The organism is Paenibacillus sp. N22P23 (assembly GCF_059383735.1).
This window is the reverse complement of the sequence record NZ_JBXENT010000016.1, coordinates 26,343-42,539: the sequence shown is the minus strand read 5'-3', so window position 1 is coordinate 42,539 and position 16,197 is coordinate 26,343. Positions and strand designations below refer to the sequence as shown.

Here is a 16,197-nt window from a genome sequence, read left to right as displayed (position 1 = left end):
TCTAAATATTTCACGGATTCGTTTCGCTCTATTATGATGGATGCAGTCCTTGGGAGGTGTTCGGAATGGAGAAACATCAACATGTTCGCAGTACGTTCGACGAAACAGCAGCCGTGTACGATCAGCAGCGGCAGAAATTAATTCCATGCTTTGACGACTTCTATGGCGTCGCGTCGGCGCTCGCTGAGGTCGAGACGGAAGCACCTTCAATCTTGGATCTTGGTGCTGGAACGGGGCTGCTCTCTTCCTTTCTCTTGGAGCGATATCCGAGGGCAAAGCTTACGCTCATCGATTTATCTGATAAGATGCTTGCCGTTGCAAAATCGAGGTTTAAGGAGCATCCCAGTGTCACGTATCGCTGTGAAGACTATACAACCTTTGTGCCGGGAGAATCGTTCGATATTATCGTATCCGGTCTGTCGATCCACCATCTGTCAGATGCAGACAAACTGACTTTGTATCGCAACAGCTTCGCCAATCTGAGAGCTGGCGGCGTCTTTATTAATGCGGATCAGGTGCTGGGGCATACGCCGTTTGTGGATACCCTCTATAAAGAGGTTTGGAAAGGGAAGGTTGAAGCAAGCGGATTATCACAACCCGAAATCGCAGCCGCTTACGAGCGGACGAAGCTCGATCGGATGACAGATTTGCAAACTCAGCTTGGCTGGTTAGCCGAGGCTGGTTTCACGGATGTCGACTGCGTGTACAAGTATTATAATTTTGTAGTCATGTTCGGGAGAAAAGCAGCAGTGGTCGATTAAAGAAGTCCGGCAGGTGGAGTGCGCATGAGGCGCCTTAGCTGCCGGACTTTATTGCTGTATGTACGATTTTGCCCGGTTATAAGCTATTGTGCTTATTTTACGGGTATAATGAGGACAACACCAAGATGTAGAAGGAGGACTATAGGATGAGTCAAATGCTGAACAAGCTATGCGTGAAAACGTTCAATAATACGAATGTCATTACCGAAATCGGCGTCGTGAAGAAGGTGAATAGCCGCACGATTCACGTGGATTGGGGCAAGAAAGTATGGGTGTACCAGAATCGCGAGTTTCGCTGGGTGCCGGTGACGGAGGAAGAGTTCCTTCAGAAGTACAGCAAGAATAAATTTTCCCCAGAGGCACTTGCCAGAGCGGAAGAACTCGGTCTGAATATCCAGAAGGGATAGGGACATAGGTTTAGTCTTTGGAATCGACTTTGTTCGACAACCTTCGCAGTACCTAATTTTTTGTTAAAATAGGGTGCCTTAATCTACGAACTGCTGATATAATAAGAGTCTACCTTTTTTATCCACTGGAAGGAGACTCTATGCGTAGATATATCAGCCTAATAATGATAATCACACTTCTTGTCGGAAGTCTTGGAATTTCAATGGTTTCGGCCACATCTGCATTCCCTTATCAAGCTAAAGTCAGCAGTACCGCAATGAATGTACGCAGTGAACCGTCTCTGCAATCCTCAGTAGTCGGCAAGCTGAATAAAGGCGATATCGTTACGGTTACCGATGAAGACAGCGACGGCTGGGTTCAGATTAAACACAACAAAGTGACAGGATACGCCGCTGGCTACCTGCTCAGCAAGCTGGATAGCTCAGGCAAGGAGTCCAGCCCTGCGGCGAGTGAGCCGCCTACGAGCGGAAAAGTGAACACAAGTCCCGGTTCTACGGCGACTGTGCTTGCGGATTCGCTTCGGATTCGTTCCGGACCGGGTGTAAGCTACAAGGTAGTCGGCTCATTGTCTCAAGGCGAGCAGATTACGATTACCGGCAGTCAGAGCGATTGGATCAAAATTCGTACCACAGGCAGTGCAACAGGCTGGGTGTCCAAGGCGTACGTCGGTAAAGGCGCTGTTCCGCCGAAGCATTCCGGCAAGGGACTCAGAGGCAAGGTCATCGTCGTTGACGCCGGACATGGCGGTGTTGATCCGGGCATGATCGGAACAACGTACGAGACGAAGGAGAAAGATCTTACACTTAGTACAGCCAGCTATCTCAAGCAGGAGCTGCAAAGCTTGGGCGCTACGGTTGTGATGACGCGGACGACAGACAAGAAACCGGAACTGTCGGAGCGTGTACGGATAAGCGAAAGAGCAGATGCGGATGCATTCGTCAGCATTCATTATAATTCCTCAGAGAAACAATCTTCCGGCATACTGACTTTCTTCTATTCGGAGAAGAAAGATAGGCCGCTCGCGCAAGAGGTTGAAGCTGAATTGGCTGAATTCGGAGGACTGCGCAGCCATGGCGTATCCTTCGGCGATCTGTATGTCCTGCGGGAGAACGATACGGTAGCGACGCTCGTTGAACTCGGATTTCTGTCGAACCGCAAGGATGAATCGATTGTTCGCGGAGCTTCCTATCAGAAGAAAGCTGCGGCGGCTATCGCAAGAGGATTGGCGAATTATTTCGGATAAGCGGCTGCTTGGCAGCGCAGGTGTGAAGGAGACTACCCTTATTAGGGGGAGTCTCCTTTTCTGTATGGAGTCGAACTTTAGCGTATTCTAGGAACCATTGTCCTGCGCTGAAAGAATTGGCAGTTTTGGCAAACTGGTAGTGTTAAATGCAGCAGAAATCCGCTAAAATAACGATGACACCCCAGATTTTGGACCCTGCTATTCCATGTGAAGAAAAGGGGAATCGCGTATGCCATAATCGGGGCATACAGCGATGCGGGAAGATCCTTTTACATCACATTTACACTCACAGTGGACTTTATTTATCCCATCGTATACAGCCTGTTCATCGCGTTGCTGACGACTGTCATTTACCGGCGTGCGTTCGCAGCGAAGTCATGGGCACAACAATTACCTCTTCTTATCTACATCACGCTCCTCCTGGATTACTTAGAGAATGCATGCATCGTGACGATGCTGACCAGCTATCCGGAGGTGATGTTGATCGTCAAGCGGCTGCGCAAAACCCATTAGAAAAGAGGAGTCTCTGTGTCGCACGAGCATCAGTCCCAATCCGCTAAGTCCAAACGTCCTTCCGCTTATCAAGCTGAGTCTCGGAGCAGTGAAAGGACTGGAGGTTCAGCTTCCGGCGGTGAGCGTATGCTCTCTCCACAACAGGTGCTGCAGCTGCAGAAAGCAGCAGGTAATCGAGCGGTTATTCAGATGATGCAGAGCAGCCGCTCGTCTGTCGTGCAGCGAAACGCTGAGGGAGAGGACGAGCAGCGTCAGAATGGACGACTTCCTTCGAACGTTCAGGAGAAGATGGAAGCCGCCCTTCAATCGAATATGTCGGATGTTCGCGTCCACGAGAACTCCTCGTCTGCAAGAGAAGTAGGCGCGCTTGCGTACACACAGGGCAGCGACGTTCATTTTGCACCGGGCCAGTATCAACCGGATACCCAAGAGGGGCAAGAGCTGATCGGCCATGAGCTGCAGCATGTCGTTCAGCAGCGGAAAGGACGAATCGAGCCGACCCTGTCAGTAGCCGGTATGCCGGTAAACGATGACCCTGCGCTGGAGCAAGAGGCCGACGACATGGGCAAGAAGGCCGCTTCGCAGAAGGTCGATTAATCGTGCTCTCCTCCCGCATGGGAGAGGGGCATTTTTTCTATCATGAATGGGGATAGGAGAAGATGAGCATGGGAGCTGAACAAGCTTTTCTGGCTGGAGCCATTAGATGGGATGCTTGGCTAGCGTGTGTAAAGGTTACAGGATGGAGCGGGTCGGTCACAATTGATACTGAAATGTAACTCTTCTGTAACGCAAAAGGGGCCATATCGTTTTATAATCAAACATGCAGCCTAGAGACAGGTTAGTCAGTCAGCAAGTAGGGGGAACGGTCCCCTGCCGGAAGGAGAATGTTACTATGCCAAAACCATTAGGAAACAGTGGTCGCTACATGCCCGGAATCGATGGTTTGCGTGCAATTGCCGTATTTGCGGTAATCGCGTATCATCTGAATCTATCGTGGGTACCGGGCGGATTGCTGGGTGTAGGCATTTTCTTCGTCCTCTCCGGATACTTGATCACCGATATATTGTTAAAACAACAGAGTCACACAAGGCGGCTGAACCTCGGCGATTTCTGGATCCGCCGGGCGAGAAGGCTGCTGCCGGCTATGTTTATCATGCTCCTGCTCGTTGCAGCTTGGCTGCTCTATATAGAACCGGCAAGGCTCTCTTCGTTAGAAGGGGAGATTGGCTCAGCACTGGTATACACGAGTAACTGGCGGTTGATTTTCCATCAAGTATCGTATTTCGAGTCATTCGGACCGCCTTCGCCGTTTGGCCATTTGTGGTCGCTCGCCGTGGAGGAGCAGTTCTATCTCGTATGGCCTTTGGTGCTTGTACTGTTAGTGCGCTGGGTCCCGCAGCGCGGTAAGCTTGCGCTTGTTATATTGGCAGGGGCGGCAGCATCCGCGGGGCTGATGGCTGCGCTCTACGTGCCGGGACTTGATCCAAGCCGTGTTTATTACGGAACGGATACACGGGCATTTGGTCTATTGATCGGGGCTGCTTTGGCTGTCATTTGGCCAAGCTGGAAGCTGTCCGAATACGCAAGAAGCAAAACGAAAATGGTGCTGGATATCGTCGGCTTCGGTGGATTAGCTGTTGTGCTGGCCATGATTGCGACTGTTGGCGAATATGACGAGATGCTGTATCGCGGCGGTATGGTGGTCTTGTCTGTTGCGACTGCGGCTGTTGTCGCTTCGCTGGCACATCCATCAAGCAGATTTGGTCGTATCATGGGGTGTAAGCCGCTTCGATGGTTAGGCGTGCGATCCTATGGCATTTATCTGTATCATTATCCGATTATTGCCATGACTACCCCTGCGGCGGAGGTAGATGAGTTTCATGCGATGCGAGCCTTGCTGCAAGTGACTGCAGCTATTGTGCTGGCCGAACTCTCTTGGCGCTTCGTCGAGGAGCCAATCCGGCGTGGAGCGCTAGGCAAACTCCGCAGCAAGTTATCGCAGTTGGTTACAAGGCAGCGGCAGCCGTTTCGCGCAAGTCGGATCGTACTGGTGATGTCACTTTGCATGCTGATGGCTGTCAGTGTATCATGCTCAACGCAATTGTACGCGATAGACGGTGGTTTATCGGTGGGCATTCCCATTCTGAAGCCGGGTATTTCGAATGAAAGGCCTGCTGACGATCAAACAGATCAGGCAGTATCGGAAGATGGTCAGGGAACAGAGGATCGTCCGGTTGTGATGACTCCTGATGATGCGGCTCCGAACGATGCGTTGCCGGGGGATTTGATCCCGAGTGAAGCGGACTCAGAGGTCACGGATTCGAGCGATACGAGCCTTGGCCACACGAACCCAAGTGATTCGGGCAACATGGATACCAAACCGCCGGAAGTGGATGGGACAAGCCCTGATCTGCCGGTGACAAGTAAACCGGGCGGAGCGGGTTCAGCAGAGGAGAAAACGGACAACGGAGCGAAGGGGCAGGGCAGCACGAATACGAATGACAACGGAGCCACCACGCCGCCAACTACTACTCCTCCTACAAAACCTTCAAAGCCACTTAAACCGATCGCACCTGCTGCAGGCAGTGTTACGGTGATCGGCGACTCGATCCTTCTGGATGCGAAGCCGTACCTCGAAGAGCTTGTGAAAGGAATTGTCGTGGACGGGAAAGTCGGACGGCAGATGGGTGAGGCTGACGAAGTGGTCTTGGAGCTGAAGGATATGAATAAGCTGGGACAAACCGTCATTATCGAGCTTGGCACGAACGGCTCATTCACAGAGAAGCAGCTGAAAACATTGCTATCGGCAATTGGCAGTGAACGCAAAGTCATTCTCGTCAACACGCGCGTTCCTCGCAAGTGGCAGGATGTCGTAAACGGCATGCTGGCAGAAACGGTCACAAAGACGCCGGGAATTTTGCTCATTGACTGGTATTCCGCAAGCAAAGGTCAAGACGATTTCTTTAGCAATGATGGCGTTCATCTGAAGAAGAACGGCGCGCAGTTTTTTGCTCAATTACTTGTCGACGCATTGGCCAAATCATAAACAAGAAGCCCCCGCGGGTCTGTGTGAACACAGTCCTGCGGGGGCTTCTTCTGCTCTATTAGCGCAGCGCCAAGAGCGCCTCGTTCTCAATCGCAATCGAAGTATGCTGTTCCTGTTCCCCGAGAAGCCTCCGACCCTTGCCGTATGGAATACACAGCGGTGTTCCGAAGATTGGGTCCTGTACGACTTGGCAGTCCATATTAAAGACCTCGTGAATAAACGACTCATTCACAATGTGCTCCGGCTGCCCCTGCGCAAAGATACGTCCTTCCTTAACCGCCACAATATGATGTGCGTAGCGGCAAGCAAGATTGATATCATGGAGCACCATCACGATGGTCCGGTTTTCTTGCGCATTCAGGTCAAATAGGAGATCCAAAATTTCGATTTGATGGGTCATATCGAGATAAGTGGTAGGCTCATCGAGCAATATCGTTTGCGTGTTCTGCGCTAACGTCATCGCAATCCAAGCGCGCTGCCGTTGTCCACCTGAGAGCGAGTCTACCGTACGACCGGACAGCTCCTCCATATGCGTCGCTTGCAGCGCCTTCTTCACCATTTTCTCATCCTCTGCGGACCACTGTTGAAGAAAGCTCTGATACGGATAGCGACCCTGTTTCACGAGCTGCTGCACGGTCAGTCCTTCCGGAGCTGTCGGCCCTTGCGGCAGAATGGCTAGACGCCTTGCTATTTCTTTGCTGGATAGCTTGGCAATGTCGGAACCGTCGAGCAGGATGGAGCCTTCTTGCGGCTTCAATAAGCGTGCGAGAGAGCGCAGCAGGGTGGATTTGCCGCAGCCGTTGCTCCCGATAAACACCGTAATTTGGCCTTTAGGAATCTCTAGTTCAAGATTTGAGAAAATGGGTTTCTTTCCATACGATAACGTGAGGTTATTAGCTGCAATAACGGACACAAGATTCACTCCTTTTACGAGTTGCGATGGCGATACAGCAAGAAGATAAAGAATGGCGCTCCGATTGCGGCTGTAAATACGCCTGCAGGAATATCGAGCGGAATAAAGGCGACTCTGGCGACCAGATCAGAGAGCAGCAGCACCAGTGAGCCAATTAGAGCGGACACCGGGATGACACCGCCATATGAGGGTCCTACAAGCTTGCGTGCAATATGCGGAGCCATGAGTCCGATGAAATTGATGGCACCGCCAATGGCGACGGCTGTGCCTGCGAGTGCGACACTGATAATTAGCAAAATCGTTCTTTTGGCATTAACGGAACTGCCTACGCCTGTAGCTACTTCATCACCGAGCTCTTGTACGTTTAGATGCCGGGCGTATAGGAGTGCAATTGGCATCAATACGAGCATCCACGGCAGCAATGTCAGCACATCACGTTTCCAGGACACCCCGTAGATGCTCCCTGTCATGAACGTAAAAGCTTTTACAGCTACGGCAGTTGGCGTAAACGATGCGGTTAGAATGAGCATGTATGTGGCTGCCGTTAATGCGGTTGCCATGCCAATCCCGATAAGCACCAGCCGAAGCGGGGTAATGCCGCGACGGTAGGCAAAGAGATAGATCAGGAATGCCGCAGCGAATGCGCCTGCAATCGAACTGAGCGGCATGAAGCGTATGCTGATATGAGAGAAATAAATAATGAAGAACACAGTGCCAAGCGAGGCGCCGCCCGATATGCCGATTACGTCAGGTGAAGTAAGCGGATTGCGCACGATACCTTGCAGCAGAGCGCCGGAGACAGCCAGCATCGAGCCCACCATAATGGCAATGACGACACGTGGCATTCTCAGTTTGAAAATAATCATGGAGTCCGCTTGGTCACCTATGCCAAGCAACGTGCGAATCACCGCTATCGGACTTATAACCGTGCTGCCAAGACCTACACAGACAATGACGCCAACCAAGTTGGCAGCGATTAATAGGAGAATAACAGACAAGGTTCTGCGTTCGATTAGAAACGAGAGACGACTGTTTCGCAGTGTCAGAGACTTGCTCATGTTAACGCTCCCCCCTTCTGGCGATGTAGACGAAGAACGGAACGCCAATAATTGCGGTCATGATGCCGACAGGCACTTCTCCGGGATAGGCAATAAAACGTGAACCCACATCAGCGACTAGCAGCAATATAGCACCGAGGAAGGCACAATAAGGGAGAACCCAGCGGAAATCAATGCCTACCACGTAACGTGTAATATGTGGAATAATAATCCCGACGAATGCGATCGGACCCGCAATGGAGACTGATCCGCCGGCCAGCAATACAATAATGACGGCAGCTGCGAGTTTCACGTAGACCGTCGTTTGCCCAAGCCCTGTAGCGACATCTTCCCCTAATACGAGCAGATTCATATGACGGGAGAGGACCAAAGTGCCTAGAAGCGCAATGCCCATATATGGGGCTGCGGTCGTGAAGATGTGCATGTCTCGCCCGGCCACCGAGCCTACGAACCAATATAAAACTTGATCAAAGGTTTGGCCGCCTGTAAGCAGCACGCCCATCGAAAGGGAAGAGAAGAAAGCTGTCATTGCAGCTCCTGCGAGTGTCACCTTCAGCGGGGTCAGCCCATCGCTGCCGATCGAGCCTAGGACATAGACAAGCATGGCCGTAAATGCAGCGCCAACGAATGCCAGTGTCGCGAATGTTCCCAGACTGCTTGCTCCGAAGAATGCGGAGCTTACGACAATGAAGAAAGCCGCCCCGGCGTTGATGCCAAAGAGACTTGGCGATGCAAGCGAGTTGCGGGTAATGCCCTGCATTAATGCGCCGGCTACGGCAAGACTGGCACCGGCGAATGCTGCGATTAAAGCTCTTGGCATCCTTGCTGTCTGGATGATGAGATGCTCTTGCGATCCATTATAAGAGGTGTAAGATTCCAGAATGGTATGCAGGCTAATATTCGCTGTTCCAAAGACGATGCTGCCTATCATCCCCATGACGAGAAGGACCAGACAAGCCATTAGGCCTAGTACCTTCTGAAAACGCGTTGTAAGTAAGGTATTCATAATTGCCCCATTCCTAGCTTAAGAGAATTAATGTATAGAAGAGAATAATTGCACTTCGTCATTCTAGGCGATGAGGACTTCGATGTCAATGAGAGTGATTCTCAAGATCATTGACATCCGAATTTATCCCTGTTATAGTTGCTATCTGTAAACGGCAATGATAATCATTTTCAAACACGAAAGGAAGTTTTCACGTAATGGTATCCGCTTTGAAGAAGAAGTACATGTGGTCTGTCTCTGTTCTGTTGCTTACATTCGCACTCATCTTGTCCGCTTGCGGGCAATCCAATTCTAGCAATAACGCTAGCAATACCGAGGGTAATACATCGGATACGCCGACAGCGAATTCCGAAGAGCATAAGGTCACTCATGCCATGGGAGAGACCACGATCAAAGGAACTCCACAGCGCATAGTCGTATTGACGAACGAAGGAACAGAAGCTTTGCTCGCACTTGGCGTGAAGCCGGTAGGCGCTGTTAAATCATGGACAGGCGATCCGTGGTATGAGCATATCAAAGCAGACATGGAAGGCGTAACGGTAGTTGGCGAAGAAAGTCAGCCGAACGTGGAGCTTATTGCCAGCCTCAAGCCCGATCTCATCATCGGGAACAAGCTGCGCCAAGAGAAAGTGTATGATCAACTGAATGCGATCGCGCCGACGATCTTCTCGGAAACCCTTCGCGGAGCATGGCAGTCGAACTTCATGCTGTATGCGGACGCACTGGGCAAAACTGCCGATGGTGAGAAAATCATCAAAGCTTACGATGACCGCGCTGCTGACTTCAAAACGAAGGCAGGAGACAAGCTGAACGAGAAAGTATCGGTTGTTCGGTTCATGGCAGGTAAAACACGTATTTACCTAGATGATACGTTCACGGGGCTCGCGTTCTCCAAGCTGGGCATTACTCGTCCTGATAATCAGAAGAATTATAAAGATACATTCGTTGAGGAAATTACGAAGGAACGTCTTCCGGAAGTGGATGCGGATCGGTTGTTCTACTTTACTTACGAGACCGGTGACGGTAAGGGCACGGAGATGGAAGAGGAAATGCTGAAGGATCCGCTGTGGCAGAGCCTTAATGTTGTGAAGAACAATAAGGCGACTCGAGTGAGCGATGCGATCTGGAATACAGCCGGCGGCGTAAAGGCAGCGAACTTGATGCTCGATGAACTGTTCAAAATCTACGAAATCAACTAATATGCGTCACAAAAGAGGCTGAGACGTCCTAAGTACAGGGCGTTATCAGCCTCTTCTTTTCGTTGTCTATTTCGTAAGCTTGTTGATCTTGCTTCCCATCTTTACGTACCCATATAGCAGTAAGGCGAAGAGGAAGATATAGATGGCTGCCAATGGAAATAAGAGGCCCCAGAATTGATGGCCGCGAGGCAGCAGATTCGCCATATTAATCGTACATAGCGCGATGTTCAAGAGCAGCACCACACCCATCATGCGTTGAATTTTCTTATAATGAGCGGTAAGCGAATCGCGGTCGGAATATAGGCGAGGCACCTCTCCGGGCTGCCACTCTCTGCGAAAGTAGTGCCAAATCCCTCCGTAAGAGACGACATACTCCCATCCCGCATCACGGTACAGCTCGATATACTCCTGCAGTTTGCCGTTCTTCTTCGTCAGACCCGGTTGATAGTCCAGGCTATAGGTATAGCGCACGGCTTCATCACGCGTGAAGGTGCCGCTTAAGAACCCGGATTGCTGAAGGTGCAGCCCGCGAGCGGAAAGCTCGTTCATCCATCTTTCCTCATTCTCGTAATCCCAGCTCAAGTTCAGCCGATATTTTTTCTCCGTGTTTGGTTTCATCTCGGATCACTCCTTATATGAAATTAGAGCCAGCTGTCCAGCTTTCAGAAGCTCCTCAAGCCGAATCATTTCGGCGGCTACGACCGTCTTGCCATCCTCTGTGATGGCATACATCTTTCGTCTGGGATCGAGGCCATCCGGTGCGGGGAATGGCTGAATGAGCCCTTTATTCAGCAAGGTGTTCAGAGCCGTATAGAGCGTACCCGCCCCGATCTTCACGCGGCCGCTGCTCATCTTCTCGACGTCTTGCATAATCCCGTATCCGTGAGAGGGCGCTACGTGCAGTGCTACAAGAATGTAATAAAATGCCTCTGTAAGGGGCAAGGATTCTTTGACCATAGGGTTCACTCCTTTCGCTCTTTATGTATCGTTAGTCGATATATCTTATAACGATATAATACTCCCTGTTATATCGGGTGTCAATATAGTTGGATTGAAAAAGTTGGAAAATAGGCGGGGCAGTCGTAAATAGTTAAAAATTTTACCGAAATTTAACCAAGCCTGAGCTATCATAGGTATAGTTGATCATGCCAAGGTGATGGAACTGAACTTCCGTTCTATTGCGTGGACAAATTGCTCTCTAGGGAACTGAGGGCAGTGCCTAGGAGGCACAAGGGGGAAGTATGAATAGAAAGCTATCCATGATACTTATGCTTATCGTAGTTACCGCGGGGCTTTGGATAGGGTTTCTGCAAATGCGGCCGCCATCACCGCCAACGGAGTCCGACGTTGATTATCCCGCCTTTCAACGGATGCTAGCCAATTTAAAGGCAATGACGGTCGCGCCGCATCCATCCGGTTCCAAGGAGCTGGAAGCGGTACGGACCCATCTACTGGCACAAATTCGAGACATGGGGCTGGAACCGACCGTTGATCATGAACGATACACGGCAGCCGATTTGGAGGCTGATCATCTTGCCCAAGATGGCCCGCCGAGGGAAGTTAGAATGGAAAAGAAGAAGCCTGCCTCCGGAGACAAGAAGCCTGCTGCAGGAAACGAAACGATTGAAATTATTCATCGAGAAGGCCCGCCTTTGAAAGATCTGGCCTTGAGCAATATATGGGTTAAACTAGACGCACCTGAAACGGATCGCGGCATCCTCATGCTGGCCCATTATGACAGCGAGGATAACGCCCTTGGTGCGGCTGATGATATGGTTTCCGTAAGTTCGTTGTTAGAAGCCATGCGCGAACAAGCGAGTCATCCTGAGTTGTTGAAGAATGATCTCTACTTCTTGTTTACGGATGGGGAGGAGGAAAGTGCGTTAGGCGCAAAAGCCTTCGTGAAGTCGCATCCGGAGCTTACGAGTAAGATGGATCTCGCGATTAACTTCGATGCACGCGGGGATCGGGGCGGTCTGCTAATGTTCGAAACGTCTACGCCGAATTATGATCTCTTGCAGCATTTTCAATCGGCAAGCACGCGCCCTATCGCATTCTCGTTCACAACCGGGCTTTACCGCAAAATGCCCAATGGTACGGATCTGACCTTCTTTATGAATGCGGGCTATCCAGGGCTTAATTTCGCAGTGGCAGAGGGTGTGGAGCACTATCACCGGATGACAGATAACGTTGAAAATTTGGATCGTGGTACTGCTTATAACTTTCTGCAGACTGCGATGGAAATGGCTGACTACGCAGGGAGGGAGCAAATAGGCGGGGGCAGCCGTTCAAATCGGGACAGTGTCTTCTTCACTTTGTTACCCGGCCATCTAGTAGTCATGAGTGATCTAGTTGCCTATTTGCTTGCTGCTTTAGCTGTGTTGGCTTCTATGGTCTGGTTGATTATGCAGCTTTGGCAGGGCAATGTTAGGCTTCGCCAAATCATTAGCGGCACGGGTTGGTTGGCGGGTGCGATTGGGGCGATGGGCTTACTGAGCTGGGGCATCGTTTTGTTGATAACGCAGATGATGGGGCTTGGCAGATCTACGAACAATGACCCTGTATTTCTCTGCTTATTCTTTGTGCTTAGCTTGATTATTCTTGCTGTCTTGTACTTCCGGATGCGCAAAGTGTCACTTGCCGAAGCACTGGCAGGCTTGCTGCCCATTCAATTGCTGCTCACGATCGGAACAACGTTCTGGTTCGTGGAGCTCAGTTACTTATTCGCATTATCGACGCTGGGAATGCTGATAGTCGCCATTATGGATTGGCATCGCATTGGACGGATGATTGCTTCGTCTGTGCTTGGAATCGGCATATTGCTGCTTTATGTACCGGTAGGCTGGCTGATCTTTGTCATGTTTATGATGCCCATATCGCCGGTTGTTATCGCTTTGAGTATTCTGCCATTTTCGATTCTTACCGCATTTTTTGCAACGACCTATAAGCTGGACGCCAAAGTTGCTGAGCAGTAATAATAGCAAAGCCCCCTCTATACGAGGGGGCTTTGCTGGTCTGTCGAGAAACCCGTGTTTATACAACGTCGGTTTTTTAGCTTGCGGTACGGTGGTTCTATGTACCTCCGTGATGAGTGCATACTTTGTCGTCGCATTCCAACGCTAACGGTTGCCAGCGAGCTTATTTAATCGTTTTCCCCTTGGAATCGACCCATTTGTTGCAAATAACGACTGTGGCAACCGTTAGATTTTCAAAAAGGCTTATTTGTATGAAATAGCCACGCTGGCAACCGTTAAAATTGTATTCGTGATGCATAGACAACAAAGCGGCTGCCCGAGACTTTCTCGGGCAGCCTGCAAAGCCCCCTCTATATGAGGGGGCTTTCTATTTGATTGTCCTTATTATTCAAAATGCTATCCTCCAGCACAGCGGATCGATCACCATATTCTTTAATAATATGTGTGTCACCCCAATTGCACAGCGCATTTAATATGGCTTCTAAGCTCCGTCCATAGTCGCTGAGCTCATACTCCACCTTAGGCGGAACCTGATTGTAGCTAATCCGATTCACGATGCCATCATGCTCTAATTCTCTTAGCTGCTGCGTTAACATTTTCTGCGTAATGCCCGGCATGAGGCGTCTGAAATCACTTGTTCGCTTCTTCCCATGTGTCAGATGGCAAAGGATGACGCATTTCCATTTTCCCCCGATCACCTCAAGGGTTGCTTCCACCGAGATGTTGTATTTCTTCTTAAGCAAAGACCATTCCTCCCCGAAACTCCAATAGGCACTTTTTAGTGCGTATAGCACTTAGAAGTGCCTATATCACTAAAAAGTACGTACTGTTCATACAAGCTTATTTCACCTATAGTAGCACTTACCGGCCGGTAATACCAAACGAAAGAAGGCATCTCACATGCCACTCGATAAAAAGAGAAGTACATTAGCCCTGCTTGCGCTAGCCATAAGCGCCTTCGCAATCGGGACAACGGAGTTTATTAGCGTGGGACTGCTGCCTCTAGTCTCGCAAGACTTGAATATATCTGTGACAACTTCCGCTTTAACGGTAACTATATACGCGCTGGGAGTAACGCTCGGAGCCCCAATACTGACTACCTTAACGACTAGTGTCCCGCGCAAAACATTGCTGCTATGGATCATGCTTGTTTTTATAGTGGGGAATAGCCTTGCGGCAGGGGCTGGCGGTATTGGCATTCTGCTTGCGGCTCGCGTGATCTCTGCGTTCGCACACGGCATCTTCATGTCGATTGGCTCAACGATTGCGGCAGATCTCGTACCCGAGAACCGTAGAGCGAGCGCTATTGCGATTATGTTTTCCGGACTTACAGTGGCCACCGTTACAGGTGTGCCTCTGGGGACGTTAATCGGTCAAGAATGGGGTTGGCGGGCTGCCTTTATCGGTATCGTTGTGATCGGCATTATTGCCTTGATCGCCAACTTGATCTTGATTCCTGCGAATATGCGCAAAGGAAGTCGGACGCCGCTTCGCGAGCAGCTGAAGCTTGTTACGAATGGACGGCTGCTGCTTGCATTCTCCATTACGGCTGTTGGATACGGGGGGACTTTTGTCGTCTTCACTTATTTATCCCCGTTGCTTCACAATATAACCGGATTTAAGGATGCAACGATCGCGGTCATTCTTCTTGTATATGGTGTGGCTATTGCAATCGGTAATGTCATTGGAGGTAAAGCGGCCAACCGCAAGCCGGTTTCTGCATTGTTCTATATGTTTCTTTTACAATCCATCGTGCTGCTCGTCTTAACGTTTACCGTCCCGTACAAAATTGCGGCTTTGATTACGATTTTCTTCATGGGACTGCTGGCTTTCATGAATGTGCCTGGCTTACAAGTGTATGTCGTGCTTCTGGCTGAACGTTATGCGCCTAAAGCGGTTGATGTCGCTTCTGCTGTCAACATTGCCGCGTTTAATGCTGGAATCGCAATTGGTGCCTTTATGGGCGGCGTGGTGACAGACTCTATCGGACTTATTCATACCGCATGGGTTGGAGCATTGATGGTCTTCGGGGCGGTTATCTTAACGGGGAGAGCACGCGTCTTGGAGCGGCGAGCTGAAGCAAGCGGCTCAGCAAAATCCACAGTTACAGTTACATCCACATCCACATCTACAGCAAACTAAACATAAACACAGGAGGTTTTTCACATGATTTCGAAACATATTCAAGATACAACCACATTACACAACGGTGTTACAATGCCTTGGCTCGGGCTGGGTGTATTTCAAGTGGCAGAAGGCGATGAGCTTGTCCATGCTGTCAAAACGGCCATTAAACAAGGCTATCGCAGTGTAGATACAGCAGCAATTTATGGTAATGAACAGAGTGTAGGGCGGGGGATTCGCGAAGCCATTTCGGAGTCTGCGATCACAAGAGAAGAACTGTTCGTGACGTCGAAAGTGTGGAATGCCGATTTGGGTTACGAAGCTACGCTGGCAGCTTATGAGACAAGCTTAGCTAAACTAGGCCTGGACTATCTCGACCTCTATCTCATTCATTGGCCAGTGCAAGGTAAATACAAAGAGGCTTGGCGGGCGCTCGAAACGCTCTATAAAGAAGGCCGCGTACGAGCGATCGGTGTGAGCAATTTCCAAATCCATCATCTTGAAGATGTAATGAAGGATGCCACCGTTAAACCTATGGTGAACCAGGTGGAGCTCCACCCTCAATTATCGCAGCAGGAGCTAAGACGATTCTGCGCGGAGCACGGCATTCAAATCGAAGCGTGGTCCCCGTTAATGCAGGGTCAATTGCTGGATCATCCCGTGTTAAAAGAAATCGCAGAGGCACATAGCAAATCGATTGCCCAAGTCATCCTGCGTTGGGATCTGCAGCATGGCATTGTGACGATTCCGAAGTCGACGAAAGAACATCGCATCATCGAGAATGCATCGCTGTTTGATTTTGAACTCTCGGGTGATGAGGTAGCTCGCATCGATCAGCTGAATCAGAACCTTCGCGTTGGCCCGGATCCGGACAACTTCGATTTCTAAGTTAGGTCTGCCTGTTGGAGATATCCGATAAAAGAAATGTTGCCAATAGGGCAACATTTCTTT

Annotated in this window: 16 protein-coding genes; 10 read left to right on the top strand and 6 right to left on the bottom strand. The window is 50.2% G+C overall.

Annotated elements, in window-relative coordinates; all coding sequences use genetic code 11:
- Positions 1-65 precede the first annotated feature (65 nt).
- From AC506A_RS29945 to AC506A_RS29920, 6 genes are all read left to right on the top strand, one after another.
- The gene (locus AC506A_RS29945; RefSeq protein ID WP_495464667.1) at positions 66-761 is read left to right on the top strand and encodes a class I SAM-dependent methyltransferase; all 696 of its coding nucleotides are present in this window, start codon (positions 66-68) and stop codon (positions 759-761) included.
- 146 nt (positions 762-907) lie between these two features.
- Positions 908-1,168 (top strand): hypothetical protein, encoded by a 261-nt coding sequence (locus AC506A_RS29940; RefSeq protein WP_495464666.1) that lies wholly within the window; start codon positions 908-910, stop codon positions 1,166-1,168.
- Positions 1,169-1,308: 140 nt separating this feature from the next.
- A complete protein-coding gene (locus AC506A_RS29935; RefSeq protein WP_495464665.1) occupies positions 1,309-2,412 on the top strand; it encodes an N-acetylmuramoyl-L-alanine amidase family protein in 1,104 nt (367 codons plus the stop codon).
- 207 nt (positions 2,413-2,619) lie between these two features.
- Entirely contained in the window at positions 2,620-2,925 is a 306-nt protein-coding gene (locus AC506A_RS29930) for a hypothetical protein (protein WP_495464664.1), read from the top strand.
- Positions 2,926-2,940: 15 nt separating this feature from the next.
- Entirely contained in the window at positions 2,941-3,522 is a 582-nt protein-coding gene (locus AC506A_RS29925) for an eCIS core domain-containing protein (RefSeq protein WP_495464663.1), read from the top strand.
- A 295-nt stretch (positions 3,523-3,817) separates the two neighbouring features.
- On the top strand, positions 3,818-5,971 hold the full coding sequence (locus tag AC506A_RS29920) for an acyltransferase family protein (protein ID WP_495464662.1): 2,154 nt from the start codon (positions 3,818-3,820) through the stop codon (positions 5,969-5,971).
- Between the two features lie 58 nt (positions 5,972-6,029).
- On the opposite strand, the gene AC506A_RS29915 is transcribed toward AC506A_RS29920, so the two are convergent.
- From AC506A_RS29915 to AC506A_RS29905, 3 genes are read right to left on the bottom strand one after another with little or no spacing between them, the layout of a single operon-like run.
- Positions 6,030-6,884, bottom strand: coding sequence for an ABC transporter ATP-binding protein (locus tag AC506A_RS29915; protein ID WP_495464661.1), 855 nt, complete (start codon positions 6,882-6,884; stop codon positions 6,030-6,032).
- 14 nt (positions 6,885-6,898) lie between these two features.
- Positions 6,899-7,942: a FecCD family ABC transporter permease gene (locus AC506A_RS29910; protein ID WP_495464660.1), complete on the bottom strand. Its 1,044-nt coding sequence runs from the start codon at positions 7,940-7,942 to the stop codon at positions 6,899-6,901.
- A 1-nt stretch (position 7,943) separates the two neighbouring features.
- Positions 7,944-8,948 carry a FecCD family ABC transporter permease gene (locus AC506A_RS29905; RefSeq protein ID WP_495464659.1) on the bottom strand — a complete coding sequence of 335 codons (1,005 nt, stop codon included), beginning with the start codon at positions 8,946-8,948 and terminating at the stop codon, positions 7,944-7,946.
- Between the two features lie 197 nt (positions 8,949-9,145).
- Here AC506A_RS29905 and AC506A_RS29900 point away from each other — a divergent pair, with 197 nt between their 5' ends.
- On the top strand, positions 9,146-10,147 hold the full coding sequence (locus AC506A_RS29900; RefSeq protein WP_495464658.1) for an ABC transporter substrate-binding protein: 1,002 nt from the start codon (positions 9,146-9,148) through the stop codon (positions 10,145-10,147).
- Positions 10,148-10,213: 66 nt separating this feature from the next.
- On the opposite strand, the gene AC506A_RS29895 is transcribed toward AC506A_RS29900, so the two are convergent.
- Entirely contained in the window at positions 10,214-10,765 is a 552-nt protein-coding gene (locus AC506A_RS29895) for a DUF2812 domain-containing protein (RefSeq protein WP_495464657.1), read from the bottom strand.
- Positions 10,766-10,771: 6 nt separating this feature from the next.
- The gene (locus tag AC506A_RS29890; RefSeq protein WP_495464656.1) at positions 10,772-11,104 is read right to left on the bottom strand and encodes a PadR family transcriptional regulator; all 333 of its coding nucleotides are present in this window, start codon (positions 11,102-11,104) and stop codon (positions 10,772-10,774) included.
- Positions 11,105-11,388: 284 nt separating this feature from the next.
- Between AC506A_RS29890 and AC506A_RS29885 the strand changes: the two genes are divergently transcribed.
- On the top strand, positions 11,389-13,122 hold the full coding sequence (locus AC506A_RS29885; protein ID WP_495464655.1) for a M28 family peptidase: 1,734 nt from the start codon (positions 11,389-11,391) through the stop codon (positions 13,120-13,122).
- A 350-nt stretch (positions 13,123-13,472) separates the two neighbouring features.
- On the opposite strand, the gene AC506A_RS29880 is transcribed toward AC506A_RS29885, so the two are convergent.
- Positions 13,473-13,865, bottom strand: coding sequence for a winged helix-turn-helix transcriptional regulator (locus tag AC506A_RS29880; protein WP_495464654.1), 393 nt, complete (start codon positions 13,863-13,865; stop codon positions 13,473-13,475).
- Between the two features lie 157 nt (positions 13,866-14,022).
- Between AC506A_RS29880 and AC506A_RS29875 the strand changes: the two genes are divergently transcribed.
- Positions 14,023-15,264, top strand: coding sequence for an MFS transporter (locus AC506A_RS29875; RefSeq protein WP_495464653.1), 1,242 nt, complete (start codon positions 14,023-14,025; stop codon positions 15,262-15,264).
- Between the two features lie 24 nt (positions 15,265-15,288).
- Positions 15,289-16,134 carry an aldo/keto reductase gene (locus AC506A_RS29870; RefSeq protein WP_495464652.1) on the top strand — a complete coding sequence of 282 codons (846 nt, stop codon included), beginning with the start codon at positions 15,289-15,291 and terminating at the stop codon, positions 16,132-16,134.
- Positions 16,135-16,197 lie beyond the last annotated feature (63 nt).